The sequence below is a fragment of the Paenibacillus sp. 01T442 genome, from assembly GCF_056398345.1.
On record NZ_JBFTPF010000100.1, the window covers coordinates 1 to 16,453 of the forward strand.

The 16,453-nt window shown below is 43.5% G+C and carries 19 protein-coding genes and 1 tRNA gene; all 20 read left to right on the plus strand.

Annotation, left to right across the window (positions count from 1 at the left end; translation table 11 throughout):
* Positions 1-1,361, plus strand: a 1,361-nt coding sequence (spoIVA, locus tag AC1DLM_RS31995; protein WP_477572240.1) for a stage IV sporulation protein A, incomplete at its 5' end; no start/stop codon positions are given.
* A 247-nt stretch (positions 1,362-1,608) separates the two neighbouring features.
* Entirely contained in the window at positions 1,609-1,881 is a 273-nt protein-coding gene (locus tag AC1DLM_RS32000) for an HU family DNA-binding protein (protein ID WP_056614405.1), read from the plus strand.
* A gap of 161 nt (positions 1,882-2,042) precedes the next feature.
* Positions 2,043-2,116 (plus strand) — tRNA-Pro (locus AC1DLM_RS32005).
* A 105-nt stretch (positions 2,117-2,221) separates the two neighbouring features.
* Positions 2,222-3,148, plus strand: a complete 927-nt coding sequence (locus tag AC1DLM_RS32010; protein ID WP_441986778.1) for a phosphatase PAP2 family protein — start codon at positions 2,222-2,224, stop codon at positions 3,146-3,148.
* 76 nt (positions 3,149-3,224) lie between these two features.
* Positions 3,225-3,473: a trp RNA-binding attenuation protein MtrB gene (mtrB, locus tag AC1DLM_RS32015; RefSeq protein ID WP_441986777.1), complete on the plus strand. Its 249-nt coding sequence runs from the start codon at positions 3,225-3,227 to the stop codon at positions 3,471-3,473.
* Between the two features lie 215 nt (positions 3,474-3,688).
* A complete protein-coding gene (locus tag AC1DLM_RS32020) occupies positions 3,689-4,222 on the plus strand; it encodes a hypothetical protein (protein ID WP_441986776.1) in 534 nt (177 codons plus the stop codon).
* Between the two features lie 99 nt (positions 4,223-4,321).
* Positions 4,322-5,188 (plus strand): heptaprenyl diphosphate synthase component 1, encoded by an 867-nt coding sequence (locus tag AC1DLM_RS32025; RefSeq protein WP_477572241.1) that lies wholly within the window; start codon positions 4,322-4,324, stop codon positions 5,186-5,188.
* 13 nt (positions 5,189-5,201) lie between these two features.
* Positions 5,202-5,957: a demethylmenaquinone methyltransferase gene (locus AC1DLM_RS32030; protein ID WP_477572242.1), complete on the plus strand. Its 756-nt coding sequence runs from the start codon at positions 5,202-5,204 to the stop codon at positions 5,955-5,957.
* 7 nt (positions 5,958-5,964) lie between these two features.
* Positions 5,965-6,840, plus strand: a complete 876-nt coding sequence (locus tag AC1DLM_RS32035) for a UbiA-like polyprenyltransferase (protein ID WP_056614378.1) — start codon at positions 5,965-5,967, stop codon at positions 6,838-6,840.
* Complete coding sequence (locus AC1DLM_RS32040) at positions 6,837-7,451, plus strand: UbiX family flavin prenyltransferase (protein ID WP_477572243.1); 615 nt, start codon at positions 6,837-6,839, stop codon at positions 7,449-7,451. The genes AC1DLM_RS32035 and AC1DLM_RS32040 overlap by 4 nt, the downstream gene beginning before the upstream one ends.
* On the plus strand, positions 7,432-8,295 hold the full coding sequence (locus AC1DLM_RS32045) for a menaquinone biosynthetic enzyme MqnA/MqnD family protein (protein ID WP_477572244.1): 864 nt from the start codon (positions 7,432-7,434) through the stop codon (positions 8,293-8,295). Before AC1DLM_RS32040 ends, AC1DLM_RS32045 begins: the two co-directional genes overlap by 20 nt.
* A complete protein-coding gene (locus AC1DLM_RS32050; protein WP_441986772.1) occupies positions 8,292-9,269 on the plus strand; it encodes a polyprenyl synthetase family protein in 978 nt (325 codons plus the stop codon). Before AC1DLM_RS32045 ends, AC1DLM_RS32050 begins: the two co-directional genes overlap by 4 nt.
* A gap of 78 nt (positions 9,270-9,347) precedes the next feature.
* Positions 9,348-9,791, plus strand: coding sequence for a nucleoside-diphosphate kinase (gene ndk / locus AC1DLM_RS32055; protein WP_441986771.1), 444 nt, complete (start codon positions 9,348-9,350; stop codon positions 9,789-9,791).
* Positions 9,792-9,913: 122 nt separating this feature from the next.
* Positions 9,914-10,696, plus strand: a complete 783-nt coding sequence (locus AC1DLM_RS32060) for a CheR family methyltransferase (RefSeq protein ID WP_477572245.1) — start codon at positions 9,914-9,916, stop codon at positions 10,694-10,696.
* Positions 10,697-10,790: 94 nt separating this feature from the next.
* Positions 10,791-10,955 carry a hypothetical protein gene (locus tag AC1DLM_RS32065; protein WP_164483568.1) on the plus strand — a complete coding sequence of 55 codons (165 nt, stop codon included), beginning with the start codon at positions 10,791-10,793 and terminating at the stop codon, positions 10,953-10,955.
* Positions 10,956-11,220: 265 nt separating this feature from the next.
* The gene (aroC, locus tag AC1DLM_RS32070; RefSeq protein WP_477572246.1) at positions 11,221-12,384 is read left to right on the plus strand and encodes a chorismate synthase; all 1,164 of its coding nucleotides are present in this window, start codon (positions 11,221-11,223) and stop codon (positions 12,382-12,384) included.
* A 1-nt stretch (position 12,385) separates the two neighbouring features.
* The gene (gene aroB, locus AC1DLM_RS32075; protein ID WP_441986768.1) at positions 12,386-13,480 is read left to right on the plus strand and encodes a 3-dehydroquinate synthase; all 1,095 of its coding nucleotides are present in this window, start codon (positions 12,386-12,388) and stop codon (positions 13,478-13,480) included.
* Positions 13,481-13,483: 3 nt separating this feature from the next.
* On the plus strand, positions 13,484-13,870 hold the full coding sequence (gene aroH, locus AC1DLM_RS32080; protein ID WP_441986767.1) for a chorismate mutase: 387 nt from the start codon (positions 13,484-13,486) through the stop codon (positions 13,868-13,870).
* A gap of 290 nt (positions 13,871-14,160) precedes the next feature.
* Positions 14,161-15,708 (plus strand): anthranilate synthase component I, encoded by a 1,548-nt coding sequence (trpE, locus tag AC1DLM_RS32085; protein WP_056614334.1) that lies wholly within the window; start codon positions 14,161-14,163, stop codon positions 15,706-15,708.
* A 21-nt stretch (positions 15,709-15,729) separates the two neighbouring features.
* On the plus strand, positions 15,730-16,453 hold a 724-nt coding region (gene trpD, locus AC1DLM_RS32090; RefSeq protein ID WP_477572247.1), incomplete at its 3' end, for an anthranilate phosphoribosyltransferase.

The following is a 16,453-nucleotide window of genomic DNA, read 5'->3' on the forward strand; positions in this document are numbered from 1 at the left end:
CTGTAGTGCTTCCGAACATTCAAAGCGAAGCGGATAGGATCCGGGCTACCGATGAACTCCCGCAGAGCGCTGCTGGCCGCACGATTATGACAACGGAGCCGAAATTCGTACCGAATACGGCGGTTCAAATTTCTGTGGCCGAAGGGTTGAACGTAAACGTTCGCCTTGTTGATTGTGTCGGATATGCAGTCGATGGCGCCAAAGGCTATGAAGACGAGAACGGACCTCGGATGATCAATACACCATGGTTCGATGAGCCTATTCCTTTCCAAGAAGCGGCTGAGATCGGAACACGGAAAGTCATTCAAGAGCACTCCACATTGGGTGTTGTGGTTACGACAGATGGCACGATTTCGGAAATCCCGCGGTCTTCCTATGTATTGGCAGAGGAAAGAGTTATTAATGAACTCAAAGAAGTCGGGAAGCCGTTCATTGTGATCATTAACTCTCAGAAGCCAAACAGTGAGCCTGCACTTGAGCTGCGCAGCGAGCTGCAAAGCCGCTATGACGTTCCAGTTGTAACAATGAGTGTAGCTAGCGCTGGAGAAGAAGAAATGGTCTCCGTGCTTCGTGAAGTCCTGTATGAGTTCCCGGTTCATGAAGTGAATGTGAACTTGCCTAGCTGGGTTATGGTTCTAGATGAGAATCATTGGCTGCGGACACAGTTCGAAGCATCCGTTCGCGATACAGTACAGGATATCAGACGCTTACGCGATGTTGATCGTGTTGTCAGTCAATTTGCTGAATATGAGTTTATCGACAAGGCTGCCTTAGCAGGGCTGAATATGGGGCAAGGTGTAGCAGAAATTGACCTCTTTGCACCAGATGAACTCTATGATCGTATTCTCGTCGAAGTCGTTGGTGTTGAGATTCGCGGGAAGGATCATCTTCTCCAGCTTATGCAGGATTTCACACATGCGAAAAGGGAATATGATCAATTCGCTGAAGCTCTTGAGATGGTCAAAACAACCGGGTATGGGATAGCGCCTCCTACACTTGCTGAGATGGCGTTAGATGAGCCTGAGTTAATCCGTCAAGGCTCCAGATTCGGTGTACGTCTAAGAGCTACAGCACCTTCGATTCATATGATTCGAGTGGATGTAGAATCCGAGTTCTCACCGATTATCGGAACAGAGAAGCAAAGTGAAGAGCTGGTACGTTATCTCATGCRGGATTTTGAGGATAATCCGCTCAAGATTTGGGAGTCCGATATTTTTGGAAGATCACTGCATTCGATTGTGCGAGAAGGCATACAAGGCAAGCTTGCCCAAATGCCAGATAATGCAAGATACAAACTTCAAGAAACGCTTGGACGTATTATTAACGAAGGCTCTGGAGGCTTAATCGCCATTATTTTGTAAGGAAATGTGGACAAAAAACATCCGAAAGGGTGTTTTTTGTCGTTTAATAGCGGAAAGTCCCACATAAAATGGAAATAGATACTTGAAATTGCTCCCTGAGTGTATTACTATGAATTTATTCGTCTGCTTTCAAAGTTCATTTTGCTTAGAAAATCAACGATTTTTCAGAAGTTTATGTATAATTTCTAGGAAAACGGTGAAAACAGGAAGTAACGGTAGTGAGAAATTTTGGGGGGAGGTGAATGGCATGAATAAATCTGAATTGATCAACAAAGTTGCGGAAACATCTGAGCTTTCCAAGAAAGACGCAACGAAAGCAGTAGATGCTGTTTTTGATGCAATTTCTGAAGCATTGCAAGGTGGAGATAAAGTACAATTGGTTGGATTTGGTAACTTCGAAGTTCGTGAACGTTCTGCTCGTAAAGGACGCAATCCACAGACTGGTGGAGAAATTGATATCCCAGCTAGCAAAATCCCAGCTTTCAAACCTGGTAAAGCACTTAAAGATGGCATTCAATAATTTGTATTTATACATAGGATTGAACGTTACATAATTATAAAGCCGTGGCCGCGAAATGCGGGTAACGGCTTTATTTGTTTTGCCTGAAAATGGCTTTACAATTTGAAATTCTCCTACTATACTAACAAAAGTGAATGCGTTATTATTGGCTGTAAACATGACGGGGTATGGCGCAGCCTGGTAGCGCGCACCCTTGGGGTGGGTGAGGTCGCACGTTCGAATCGTGTTACTCCGATTATGACAGAGACATCGGTGTTCGATGTCTTTTTCTAATGCCATGAAACCAACCGAATTAGCATTCATATGATGGAATCTCTTGGATTACGTAGGGGGTACAAGGTTGACTAAATTGAAGTTGAATGAGCTTATAAAGTCACTGGATTGGACAATGTTCGGTATAATTGCTTCTATTTTCTTGATTTGGCAAATTGGTACGGTGGGTAATTGGAGTAAAGAATGTTGGATATTACTGTGTATCTGCTTATTAGGCGTACGGAAGGATCAGATCGATGTAGATTGGAAACGCTTTTTTCTTATAGGCATTCCACTATTAGGTGTTTTTTATTATTTTTATGGGACAGGCAATGGATTTTGGTGGAAAATTGCGAACTGGATGTTTGAAAATAATCGGCATCCCTGGCGGTGGGACAGCTACATGAACGTGATCCCGTTGAATACGGGGGGATGGGCAAGGTGGATTTCAACACCATTTTTGGATAGAGCAATGGTATGGGTGTACAACTATGGTTTTGTGCTTTCACTTTGGATCTGTATTGTTCGCAGCTTCTGGACGCGTAGTATCAAAAAAATGTTGTCTTACGCGCTTTCAGGACATATGCTGCAATTTCCGCTTATTTTGCCTTTTTATAATTTGATTCTGCTTCATGAAGTATGGTATGTAAATAAGCAGCCTGATTTACTTCATCGTGTGTTTGCGGATGAAAACTCCTTATTAGTAGCAGTTATGAATTGCTTTCCTAGTATGCATACGTCCATTTCGTTTGCAATGCTGCTGCTTGCACTGCGGGAGAAGGATCGCATCTTCAAATACATGATGGTCACGTATTGTTCGGCTATTATATTTTCGACGCTGTATTTGCAAATTCATTGGCTGATCGATGTGATCGCAGGCATGTTATTCGCCTATGGAACCGTTAAATTGACGGATCTTCTTATTCGCTTAGGATCAAAGCATGCATTGCCAGCGAAGTTCAAACGATTTTATAGGAAAAGCGCAACAACAGCACCTTCTGAATTAACTAGCTAGTACATGTTGACTTCCAGTTGCTTTTTTTGGCATCATTAGGTAAGGGATTTAGGTTAGGGAAGGGCGGAGGATGGATATGGAACAATCGAATAAACCAGATCAAACAAACTCGAACGGTAACGAGTATTTTGTGATTAAAGCGAAAGATAATGGTGTTCATGTGATTGGATTAACTCGTGGACAAGACACACGTTTTCATCATACAGAGAAACTAGACAAGGGTGAAGTTATGATTGCTCAGTTCACTGAGCATACATCCGCGGTTAAAGTAAGAGGCAAAGCTTTGATTATGACCAAGTTTGGTACAATCGATACAGAAGAATAAGAGATTATCCCCATAAACGGCTACAACGGCCTTCTTGGACGTATGTGTTTAACAAGAAATACATCCAAGTTATCGTATGGAACAACAGAATACATGTATTTTCAGAAAAGCAGGCATAGCCTGCTTTTTTTCTATGTACAATGGTGTATAGGACTTGTTTATTTGGATAACCTGTTGGTTATTTGGCTCCTGCATATGCTTAGGGGGTGTTGATTGTGAAATGGTCAATGCGTATTGTAATCACACTAGGGATTTCAGTTGTTGTTGCGATTAGTCTATCCATGTTACCAAAGATGGATCTTTCATCAGGCTTAGGATCTGCCTACACATGGTCCAATAATCGAGGGGGACAGCTCACCGAAAATAACTTAGCTGATCTTCTGGTTCAAATTCCACTGCAGCTCCGAATACGGAAAGTAGAGCTGAGTACGTCGCGGTTGTCTCTTGATTTAAGTTTGCCCAAAAATGCGGAGACGATTGCGGTATATCGTGATTTGTATACAATTGCACAGACCATGCTAGTCAAAACTAAAAATGTCGATCAAGTGTGGGTACGCATTATTGACTATTCCGGCCCGACCAATACAGCTTCCACTCAGCTTGTCTTGGCTATGGTTGCACAGCGTGAATTCGGCGAAGATATGGAGAAGAAGCCGTCAGAGCTTAGTTTAATTCAATTGGAGCAAGAGCTTCAGAACCGATTTCGCATCACGTACACCTCCAAGTGGCAACAAAAGTATCCCCTATAATTTATTGTGCTTCTATTAACGTGTTATGCTATAATAATTTGGATTGAGACATCCAGTTTCATTAAATGATATTTGGCATACGGTTACGGAGGCTTTTGCATGAATTCTTATCGGATCCCTGAGATCGCTAAGCAGTACACGGAGTATGATATGATCCAAATTCACACAGACTTGCCCGATTTTCCCGAGTTGCGCACACGTCTGTTGTTTGCATTCTTGAATGAAAATAACAAACTAAGCTCATTAAGTGAATTATTTACTTTAGCAACAGGACTTGTGCAGCTAGGACTCGATACTCATGATCTTGTGACAGTGTCCAATGAAGTCAAGGAGAAGAAGGCATCAAGATCACGGCAGTTAAAAGTGCTTGCAGGAGATTACTTTAGTGCGAGATTTTATCATCTACTAGCTAAAACAGGGCAGATCGATATGATTAAGCAACTTTCAAATGCAATCTGTGAAGTAAATCGCTTAAAGATGACCAGCTACACGAAAATGAAACAGCTGAAAATGACGGCAGAAGATTACATTCACCTCACGGTGGAAATTAAATCTCAGCTTTTTTTGTCTTTTTCAGAAGTCATGTTTGGTCATAACAAACAAGCATGGCCTGAAATTCTGAGAGGCTTTGTGAGATGTGAACTGTTGTTCACAGAAATTTTCCGGATTGAAGCCATTTCTAAGTTCAGAGGCAGTTGGGGTTATTGGYATATTAGCCAGCACGGCACACGAGAAGAGCGGAAGCTATTGCAAGGTGAAGAGGTAGATACGACGAAGGTTCGTACACTTCTACATAAATACAATATTTCTTCACAGTTGTATCAATTGCTGAACATTCAAACGAAGCAATTGCAGGACTTTGTAAAGAAGCTTGAATCGGATATGCTACAAAGTGAACTCTTTCACATGGGAGAGCCCTTTTTACGATTTGCTGKGGAACATCCTAAAGTGTTAGAAGAAATTTAAGGGGACCTGGGGAATGAGTGTAAGCAATACGAATAGTGAAAATAAAAAAGCGAAAAGTAAAGAAGAATTTGTACATGGTGTTTTTGAAAGCATCGCACCTAAATATGACTTGATGAATAATATCATTAGTTTTAATCGTCACAAAGCATGGCGTAAATTTGCAATGAAGAAGATGAATGTACAGCCTGGGGCTACAGCAATCGATTTGTGTTGTGGAACTTGTGACTGGACCATTAGTCTTGCTCAAGCTAGTAGAACTGGGAAAATGGTTGGATTGGATTTCAGCCAAAACATGTTGGATATTGGTGCCGAGAAAATAAAACAACAGCACTTGGATCAGCAGGTCGAACTTATACAAGGAAATGCGATGAGTCTTCCGTTTGACGACAATACGTTTGACTTTGCTACAATCGGGTTTGCTTTGCGTAATGTGCCCGATCTCGAACAAGTCATTCGAGAAATGCAACGTGTCGTTAAGCCCGGAGGGCTAGTTGTGTCTTTAGAGCTATCCAAACCAACATGGCAGCCATTTAAGTCCATCTATTATGTATATTTCCGACATATCATGCCGTTCCTCGGTAAATTGATTGTTAAGAAATATGAGCAATATAAGTGGTTACCGGAATCATTAATTTCGTTTCCAGATCATAAGCAACTCGCGGCCATCTTCTCGAAGAATGGTTTGGATCACGTACAGGCGCATCCACTCTTCGGTGGTGTAGYGGCGCTACATGTAGGGACAAAAGGTAATAAGAAATCAGGAGTGTAATTCACATATGTTTACTAAACTAAAGATTTTTCTCGAAATGATTAAATTCGAACACAGTGTGTTTGCTTTGCCATTTGCTTTCATGGGAGCTATTCTCGGTTCCGTTGTATGGCAGGGACACTTACCTAGCTGGGCGCAGATCGGTTGGATCACCTTAGCTATGGTAGGTGCACGCACGGCCGCGATGGCATTGAATCGTGTAATTGACCAAGCCATTGACAAGCGTAATCCAAGAACAGAGAATCGAGCAATTCCTGCCGGGCTCATTTCAATACCGCAAGTTATTCTCTATATCATCATCTCGTTTGCAGTTCTTTTCTGGGCAACCTATCACTTAAGTGCTTTGTCCATGAAGCTTCTACCCATTGCCGTGTTCTTTCTTGTGATATATTCCTATACCAAAAGGTTTACTTGGACATGCCATTTTGTACTGGGCTTAACCTTGGGGCTTGCCCCGCTTGGCGGTTGGATTGCAGTTACAGGTCAATTTACATGGTCGTCGATCATCTTTTTCCTAACAGTTGCATGCTGGAGTGCTGGTTTCGATCTTATATATGCTTGCCAGGATGCCGAGTTTGATCGCAAAGAAGGGTTGCACTCATTGCCAAGTCGATTTGGCATTAAAGCAGCACTACTAACAGCACGCGTACTGCATGTCTTAACTGCAATCGGTTTAGTCTCCTTATTTTTCATCACGCATCTGAGTTGGTTGTATTTGGTGGGTCTTGTTATTGCTTATATATTGCTGTTTAAAGAACATAGACTCGTTACTCCGCAGGATTTGTCCAAATTAAACACGGCTTTCTTCACGATGAATGGTGTATTGAGTTTAGTCATGTTTACTTTCACATTACTTGATGTACTTGTGAGTAAGCACTCATGAGCAACGGAAACTGGGTCGTTGGAATTTCGGGTGCGAGTGGAGCGATCTACGGCGTACGATTATGTGAAGTATTGTTGGATCTTGGTTTAGATGTGCATCTTATTATTACAGATGCGGGTTGGCGTGTTCTGCAGGATGAACATGACTGGAGTGTTACAAAACGTCAAGAGGTACTTGAGAAGCACTTCGGTGGACGAGCAGKCTCGTATGAGTATCATCCCGTAGCGAATATTGGTGCGACCGTGGCAAGTGGTTCTTTTCAAACCAGAGGGATGGTTGTGATTCCGTGCTCGATGGGCACGTTATCTGRCATTGCGCATGGATCGTCCGATAACTTGCTTGAGCGTACCGCGGACGTCATGTTAAAAGAAGGAAGAAAATTAATTCTGGTGCCAAGGGAAACACCTTTGCATGCTATACATTTAGAAAATATGCTTACCCTAACAAGAATGGGTGTGCGAATGATACCGGCTATGCCAGCCTTCTATAATCGTCCGCGCTCAATCGATGAGATGGTTGACTTTTTGGTAGGTAAAGTAATGGATAGCATGGAGATTGATCATTCCTTGTACCGCAGATGGGGAGATATTGATGAGCAACCTAGACCCTAAAATCCGAATAGGTCGAATCAATTATACAAACGTGTGGCCGATCTATTATTATTTTCCTGAACTGATGAATAGTTCAGATGTCGATATTATTGAACAGGTACCCACATCTCTTAATAAAGCAATGGCTGAAGGCCAAATTGATATGGGGCCCATATCTTCTTTTTCATACGGTCAATTTTTTGAAGAGTATATGCTTTTCCCGGATTTATCCGTTAGCTCCTATGGTGAAGTCAACTCGATTCTACTTTTCCATGACAAACCATTACGAGAAATCGTGAACGGGAAAATCATTTTACCTACGACGTCTGCGACTTCTGTCAATTTACTTAAAATTATTATAGAAAAATTTTATAATGGTAAACCGACGTATGAATATGCGAAGCCAAATCTAGATCAAATGATGGAGGGAGCAGATGCTGCTCTTCTCATTGGGGATGATGCCATTAAGGAAAGCTGGCGGAATCAAAAGTATATGATTACAGACCTCGGTCAAGAATGGGCCAAATGGACGGGGAAATGGATGTCGTTCGCTGTCTGGGCAATCCGCAAAGAAACGATTCGTGCCTATCCAGAGCTTGTAACTACTATTTTTGAAGCATTTAAGGCAAGTAAGGAAAAGGCTCATCGGGAGCCAACGTATATGATTGAAGAGGCACAAGCTACCGTGGGTGGTACTTCCGACTATTGGCATCATTATTTTCATACATTGTGTTATGATTTCGCGGCTGAGCAGTGGGATGGTCTTAATTCTTACTATCAGTACTGTTTTGAACTTGGTTTCTTACCGAAGCCAGTTCAGATTGGCATTTGGGAAGATACTAAAGTGGCACGGGTGACCGAATGAAAAATTTGTTGGATATATATGCAAGAAAAAGAAGAGATATTTCAGCGATAGAGAAAGAGCTGGAAGAAAGTGTGAATAACGATCACTCTTTACTAAGAGAAACTTCGATTCATCTACTTAAAGCKGGAGGAAAACGGATTAGACCCGTTTTCGTTCTTCTTTCTGGTGAATTTGGTCATTATGAACTCCAAACGATGAAAAATGTAGCAGTGCCATTAGAGCTTATTCACATGGCATCTCTTGTGCATGATGATGTTATTGACGATGCGAACACACGACGTGGTCAATTGACAGTTCGCTCCAAATGGGATAATCGTATTGCTATGTTTACTGGGGATTATATTTTTGCAAGAGCACTAGGTGTGATTACTCAGATTCAGGACCCGAGAGTTCACCAAATCATGTCAAAAGCAATTGTTGAAATGTCCATTGGAGAAATGGAACAAATTCGTTTTTTCTTTCATTCCGAGCAAACCATTCGTGACTATTTACTTCGCATTCGACGCAAAACTGCGTTATTAATAGCAATCTCCTGTCAATTAGGCGCGATGGCTTCAGGCGCTCCTGACTGGGTAAGCACTAAGTTGTATAATTTTGGATATAATGTAGGTATGGCCTTCCAAATTAGGGATGATATTCTGGATTTAACAGGTACCGAGAAACAGATCGGGAAACCGCCCGGAAGTGACGTCAAGCAAGGGAATATTACGTTGCCAGTGATCTTGACCCTGCAAGATCCAGTTTTAAAGCCAATGATATTGACAGAACTTGATCGAATACATAAACTGGATGGACAAACGGATGTAAGTCGATTCTTAGAAATGATTCGTGGCAGTGCTGGCATCAAGGAAGCCGATCGACTTTCCCAGGTATATATCGATAAAGCGATTTCGTCATTAGACACACTGCCGGATTACCAAGCAAAGAAAGATCTCATCGAAATCGCTCATTTTATCGGGAATCGATCGTATTAACCAGTTTACTGACGAAAACTTAAGTGGATGCTTACGAAGTCGGTTTTCTGGCGAAAACTTAAAGGAGGTAGTCTTTCAATGGAAAAAACATTTCTCATGGTTAAACCAGATGGTGTACAACGGGGGCTTGTTGGCGAGATTGTAAAACGGTTTGAACAGAAAGGTTTTCAATTGATTGGCAGCAAGTTGACGGTTATTTCCCGAGAACAAGCCGAGATCCACTATGCAGAGCATAAAGGTAAAGATTTTTTTGAAAGACTTGTGAATTTTATTACATCAGGACCTGTTTTTGCGATGGTATGGCATGGTGATCAAGTTATCGCGTTGTCGCGAACTATGATTGGCAAAACGAATTCATTGGAAGCCGCACCTGGAACCATTCGCGGTGATTATGCTGTACATACGAATCTCAACCTGATTCATGGGTCTGATTCACCTGAAAGTGCTGAGCGTGAAATTAATAACTTTTTTCAGCCAAACGAAATTTTTACGTATTCAAAAAACATACAAGAATGGATCTAATCTCTCACTGCAAGAATCTGTTATCTGATACGATACAGGTTCTTTTTGTTTTTTTATGAAGGAATTTGGTWAATCCACACAGAATGTATCAAGGTACATATTGATCAAGGTGGGTGGACAGCATGGAGGATCAAGATTTTTTGTTGTTTATTAAAAAAATAAAGGAACACACGTCCATTGATCTTGCGTTGTATAAGGAAGCGCAAATGAAGAGACGATTAACTACCTTGCGATTGAAGCGGGGTTACAATACTTTTATTTCTTTTTTTGAAGCGATGATGAAGGACAAGGAACTGTTCTATGAGTTTTTGGATCGGATGACGATCAATGTTTCTGAATTTTGGAGGAACCCGAATCGTTGGGAGCTTGTCGAACAGAAATTTATACCAGAGATGCTGAAGCGGAATCGCCGATTGAAAATTTGGAGTGCAGCCTGCTCCACAGGTGAAGAACCGTACACACTAGCTATGATTTTAGCTGAGCAAGGTGCGTTGGCTGAGACGAGCCTACATGCGTCAGATATTGACGATGGTGCTATAGAGAAAGCACGTAAAGGGATGTACTTGGATCGTTCCGTGCGTGATGTACCAGCTAATTATGTGAAGAAATATTTTAAACAGGATGGCTTAATGTTTCATGTTTCGGAAGAACTCAAAAAGTCAGTCAAATTTCAGAAACAAAATTTGCTTGTTGATACATTCGATAGCGGTTACGATCTTATCGTGTGCCGTAATGTCATCATTTATTTCACAGAAGAAGCCAAGCATGTGCTGTACCAGAAGTTTGCCAAAGCCCTTAAACCAGGCGGTCTGCTTTTCGTAGGCTCGACAGAACAGATTTTTTCACCTGGTCAATATGATTTGGAAGCGGMTGAAACGTTCTTTTATCGGAAGAAAGGAGTATAAGAACTTCCTTATTTTCCAATACTAAGATGTAGCAGTTCAAAGTGAAGGAGAGACAACAGGCTTTGAACAATGCATACACGCTTAGGGGGCTATCATGGACAAACGCAAGGTGATTACCGCTTATCGCAGAGGAATGATTTCCATTCAAGAATGTGCTCAAATTTTAGGAGTTGATTCCTCACAAATTACGGGTCTTATGAATGATCCTCAGCTTTGTGAGCCTCCGAGGGTCGTCCAGAAGCAACCTATGCACGGATAATACTAGTTCCTGTCTAGATGATGACACGCTTACGCGGAAGGGTTTGTCCCTGACCTGCGAAGCGTGTTTTTGCATTTGAGTTGTTGCCAAACCTGAGTAGCTATACTATAATGACAACAGATAATCGCGCGTCAAAGCGCTAAAGTGCTTGGTGCTGCAGCTTTTTTTCGTAGCACATGTAGTAAGTAGGCTCGGTTTTTCCATACTATTATGTTCATATACGGAGTTCGATGTTCTTCGTAAAATTCTTAGGGGGTAACGGATTGTGAGATATTTAACAGCAGGTGAAACGCATGGCCCGCAGCTCACTGCGATTATTGAAGGGTTTCCAAGTAATGTAAACCTTAACTTTGAAGACTTAAACCATCAATTACATAGACGTCAAAAAGGCTATGGTCGTGGTCGTCGGATGCAAATTGAGAAAGATACAGCTACCATTGCAGGTGGCGTGCGTCATGGTAAAACAACGGGTGCGCCAATCGCATTAGTCGTCGTGAACAATGATTGGAAACATTGGACTTCGRTTATGGGGATTGAACCCGTTGAAGAAGATAACGAAGGCAAACGCCGTGTGAACCGTCCTCGTCCTGGACATGCAGATTTAAATGGCGGCCTCAAATATAATCAAAAAGATTTGCGTAATATTTTGGAAAGATCAAGTGCTCGTGAAACAACGATGCGTGTAGCCACTGGGGCTGTTGCTCGTCAATTGCTAGCTGAGTTCGGGATTAAAGTAGCAGGACAAGTTATCCGCATTGGTGATGTTGAAGTAGAACGTCAAGAGCTTCCTGTTGATGAACTTATTCGGATTACAGAAGACTCACCAGTACGTGTTGTTGATAAAGAAGCAGAAGCGAAAATGATTGCCGCAATCGATGCTGCCAAAGAAGATGGCGATACATTGGGTGGTATCGTGGAAGTCATTATCGAAGGTGTACCCGTTGGACTTGGAAGCCACGTACAGTGGGACCGCAAATTGGATGGCAAAATTGCACAAGCCGTGCTTTCCATTCAAGCTTTCAAAGGTGTGGAATTCGGAATCGGTTTCGAAGCTGCAGAGCGCAGAGGCTCGAACGTGCATGATGAGATTCTGTATACGCAAGAAACTGGCTTTAGACGCAGAACGAATCGTGCAGGTGGATTCGAAGGCGGAATGACGACAGGCGAGCAAATCATCGTTCGCGGAGTAATGAAGCCAATTTCGACTTTGTACAAGCCTTTGCAAAGTGTAGATATCGATACGAAAGAAGTATTTACAGCCCAGGTGGAGCGTTCCGATACTTGTGCAGTGCCAGCAGCAGGCGTGATCATGGAGAATGTCATCGCTTGGGAAGTGGCTAATGCTTTCTTAGATAAATTCGGCGGAGACTCCATCGAAGAAATCCGCACGAACTTAGCGAATTTCCTCAAACAAGTGGAGAACTACTAAGATGAGAGAACTTACCGTAGAGCTTGGTGAACGGTCTTATCCCATATATATTGGCCAAGGCATTCTTACCAATATCTCGGCACTGTTCGATCGCGCGAAGCTCAGCCGCAAGTCGCCACTGCTCATCGTCACCGATGAATCGGTGGCGGCCTTGCACTTGGAGCGCGTCCTGACGCTGCTCCGTGACGGCGGCTTCGCCGCGACGGCCTGCGTCGTGCCCGCAGGCGAAACATCCAAATCCCTCGCGCAGCTCGAGGGAATCGTAACCGCCGCCCTCCAGGCGGGCCTTGATCGCAATTCTGCGATCATAGCCCTCGGAGGAGGCGTGGTCGGCGATCTCGCCGGCTTCGCTGCGGCGAGCTTCATGCGCGGGATCCGCTTCGTGCAGATCCCGACGACCATCCTTGCCCACGACAGTTCTGTCGGCGGCAAGGTAGCGGTCAATCACCCGATGGCGAAGAATATCATCGGGGCGTTCCACCAGCCGGAGCTAGTCCTCTTCGACATCGACTTGCTGTTGACTTTGCCTGAGCGCGAAGTGAAGGCAGGCCTGTCGGAAGTGATCAAGCATGGCTTGATCTGGGATGCTGCTTTCACACAGTGGTGCGATGAAAACGCAGACAAACTGTTAGGGTTAGATCCAGAAGCGTTAAGTTATGCGCTTTACATAGGTTGTCAGGTGAAAGCGATCGTGGTATCGCAGGACGAACGTGAGAATGATCTCCGTGCGATATTAAATCTCGGACATACGATCGGTCATGCATTAGAAGCCGTAGCGGGCTACGGTGAGTTGTTGCATGGTGAGGCCATTGCTATTGGGATGGTCGGTGCGGCAAAGCTTGCCCAGCAGTTTGGCTACAGTGAGGACATTCATACAGTGACGAGAGGTTTGTTTGTGAAATACGGATTGCCGGTGAGCATACCGTCACATTTGGACACAGATCGCATTATGAGTGCTATGATGCATGATAAGAAATTCAAAGAAGGTTCGATGGTGTATATCATCCCAACTGAAATTGGTAAAGTCGAGATCCGTAAGGATGTTACCTCACAGCAAGTGAGAGAAATTGTTGACCTTCTAAAAGGGGAGAAATAACCGATGTACTTAAGGGGAATTCGTGGCGCGACAACAGTTCAACAGAATGATGCAGAAGAAATTCTTACTGCAACGAGTGAGCTTCTACAAGCAATTGTAGAGACGAATGATTTTCGTCCGGAAGATATTGGATCTGTTTTCATCACTGTAACAGCAGATATTACAGCGATATTTCCAGCAGTAGCGATTCGCTCTCTAGTAGGCTGGGAGCTAGTACCGTTGATGTGTTCTTTGGAAGTGCCTGTTGAGAACGCATTGCCGAAATGTATTCGTTTGATGGTTCAGGTAAACACAACCAAAACCCAAGCGGAGATGAACCATGTGTACTTGAAAGAAGCGAAAGCACTTCGTCCTGATATTGTTAAATTGACAAATGAAGCTACCCGGTAGTATAGTGAAATTAGATGAGTTTAGGTTAGTAGAGCAGAGTTTAGTCGAGTAGAGCAGAGCCGAGTTGAGATGAGAAAAAGTAAAGTAGCTATATGACCATTGGATCGTTCCCAGAGGGGGATCGTCTATTTGTTCATACCCAGCTTTTAATTTCTTTTTTTCACATTCATCCTGATCGTCTACTGAAACTAAAGTCAACCTCTACCCCTGGTAGAGGTTTTTTTGTATTCGAATAGAGTTTTGAGCGCCGCAGACCGCGAGTAGCTCACAAGCTGAGAGGGGATGTTTCCATGTATACACCTGAATTACAAGAAGTCATTCGTTTGTCCAAAGATTATAATCTGATTCCAGTGGTGCGTCATTTACTAGCTGATACCGAGACGCCAATACGTGTATTCCAACATTTATATCAAGAGCCTCGTGCCTTCCTTTTAGAAAGTGTAGAGGGAGGAGTGAAATGGGCGCGTTATTCCTTCTTAGGCAGCGATCCATTCTTGATGATCACGGCGAAGCATGGAAAAACAACGGTCGAAACGGGGTCCGAGAAAAAAATCACAGATGAGAAACCGATCGAAGTGTTGAAGGCTTACCTTCGTTCCTACTCCAGCCCTCAGCTTGCTGATCTTCCACGCTTTACGGGTGGTGCGGTTGGATTCTTCGGATACGATTTATTGCAATACTACGAGAAACTACCGGCTCATCAGATTGATGACTTACAAATGAATGATATTCAATTCATGTTTTGCGATCAGGTCATCGTCTTTGATCACTTCAAACAACAGATCAAAGTGATCGCAAACCTACATGTTCCCCAATTCGCAACAGATGCGGATATCGCGAAAGCGTATCAAGCAACCTGTGAGAAAATCGATGCCACTATTGAGAAAATTAAACGGCCTCTTAGTTCCGATACGATGACGCACAACCCGATCGTGTCAGAACCAGATTTGGGTGAAATTCGCTCCAATATTACGAAAGATAAGTTCATTGCCAATGTGAACAAAGCAAAGGAATACATTCGTGCCGGCGATATTTTCCAAGTCGTGCTCTCGCAGCGTTTTGAAATGGAAACAACGGTTTCTCCTTTACAGGTGTATCGAGTGCTTCGAACAATGAATCCGTCTCCTTATATGTATGTGCTGAAAATGGACGACGAGGTTATCGTTGGAACGTCTCCTGAGTTGCTAGTACGAGTGGAGGAAGAAAAAGTTGAGACGCGGCCGATTGCTGGAACAAGACCTAGAGGGAAAACACCAGAGGAAGATCACGCACTTGAGTTGGAGTTGCTGGCCGACGAGAAAGAACGTGCAGAGCATTTGATGTTGGTTGATTTAGGTCGAAATGATATCGGGCGTGTCTCCGAATTCGGGACGGTCAAATGTGATACGTTCATGGACATTGAACGCTACTCACACGTAATGCATATCGTTTCCAATGTGTCTGGCAAAATTGCCAAGGATAAGGATTTCTTCGATGCTTTTCTTTCCTGTATGCCTGCAGGCACGGTGTCTGGAGCACCGAAGCTGAGAGCGATGGGCATTATTGCTGAACTGGAGCCAGAGTCACGCGGTTCTTACGCAGGGGCAATTGGTTATCTAGGATTTTCCGGGAATTTGGACACTTGTATCACGATCCGGACGATTGTGTTCAAAAAAGGTAAGGCCTATGTGCAAGCAGGAGCAGGAATCGTTTGGGATTCTGTACCTGAGAGTGAATATCAAGAAACCGTGAACAAAGCGACGGCTTTGCTGAAATCAATTCGTATGGCAGAAGCCATGTTCAGTCCTGAGCCAAGACCTGTTAGCGATATTAACAAAGATTATTTTGTTAACTCATAGAAGGAAGGGGCATGGAAGAACATGAGTGGAACAATTTCGATACAGCAAGCTCTTGGTAAAGTAATTAGCGGCAATCATTTATCCCGTGAAGAAGCGCGTAGTGTTATGTCTGAGATTATGGATGGAGAGGCAACACAAGCACAAATCGGCAGTTTGTTGACGGCTCTTCGTATCAAAGGGGAAACCTTTGAAGAGATTACTGGGTTTGCGGAGACGATGCGAAGCAAAGCTGTGCAAGTGAACGTACACCAAAGTGACCTACTTGATACGTGTGGAACAGGTGGAGATGGTGCTGATACGTTCAATATCTCAACGACAGCTGCCATTGTAGCATCAGCAGGCGGTATCCGAGTAGCGAAGCATGGCAATAGAGCGATGTCGAGTAAAAGTGGTAGTGCGGATGTCTTAGAAGCGCTTGGCGTTAAGATTACACTGAGCGGGGAACAAGCTGCGAAATGCCTTGAGCGTACTGGTATTTGCTTTATGTTCGCACAGGCCTATCATCAATCGATGAAGCATGTTGCAGCACCTCGTAAAGAACTTGGCTTTAGAACGGTTTTCAATTTGCTGGGACCGTTAACGAATCCTGCTGGAGCAGATCGCCAAGTCCTTGGGGTTTTCGACAGAACCAAGACGGAGATGTTAGCACAATCGTTGCAAGCACTCGGCTTGAAGCGTGCAATGGTTGTTGCCAGTGAGGACGGCTTGGACGAATTMAGTATCTCTGCACCTACAAAGGTGTCTG

Coding starts and splice junctions, on each gene's coding strand:
- AC1DLM_RS32035 (WP_056614378.1), top strand. CDS start 5,965: ATGTTTACTAAACTAAAGATTTTTCTCGAAATGATTAAATTCGAACAC.
- ndk (WP_441986771.1), top strand. CDS start 9,348: ATGGAAAAAACATTTCTCATGGTTAAACCAGATGGTGTACAACGGGGG.
- trpE (WP_056614334.1), top strand. CDS start 14,161: ATGTATACACCTGAATTACAAGAAGTCATTCGTTTGTCCAAAGATTAT.
- aroH (WP_441986767.1), top strand. CDS start 13,484: ATGTACTTAAGGGGAATTCGTGGCGCGACAACAGTTCAACAGAATGAT.
- AC1DLM_RS32045 (WP_477572244.1), top strand. CDS start 7,432: ATGAGCAACCTAGACCCTAAAATCCGAATAGGTCGAATCAATTATACA.
- AC1DLM_RS32065 (WP_164483568.1), top strand. CDS start 10,791: ATGGACAAACGCAAGGTGATTACCGCTTATCGCAGAGGAATGATTTCC.
- aroB (WP_441986768.1), top strand. CDS start 12,386: ATGAGAGAACTTACCGTAGAGCTTGGTGAACGGTCTTATCCCATATAT.
- mtrB (WP_441986777.1), top strand. CDS start 3,225: ATGGAACAATCGAATAAACCAGATCAAACAAACTCGAACGGTAACGAG.
- AC1DLM_RS32000 (WP_056614405.1), top strand. CDS start 1,609: ATGAATAAATCTGAATTGATCAACAAAGTTGCGGAAACATCTGAGCTT.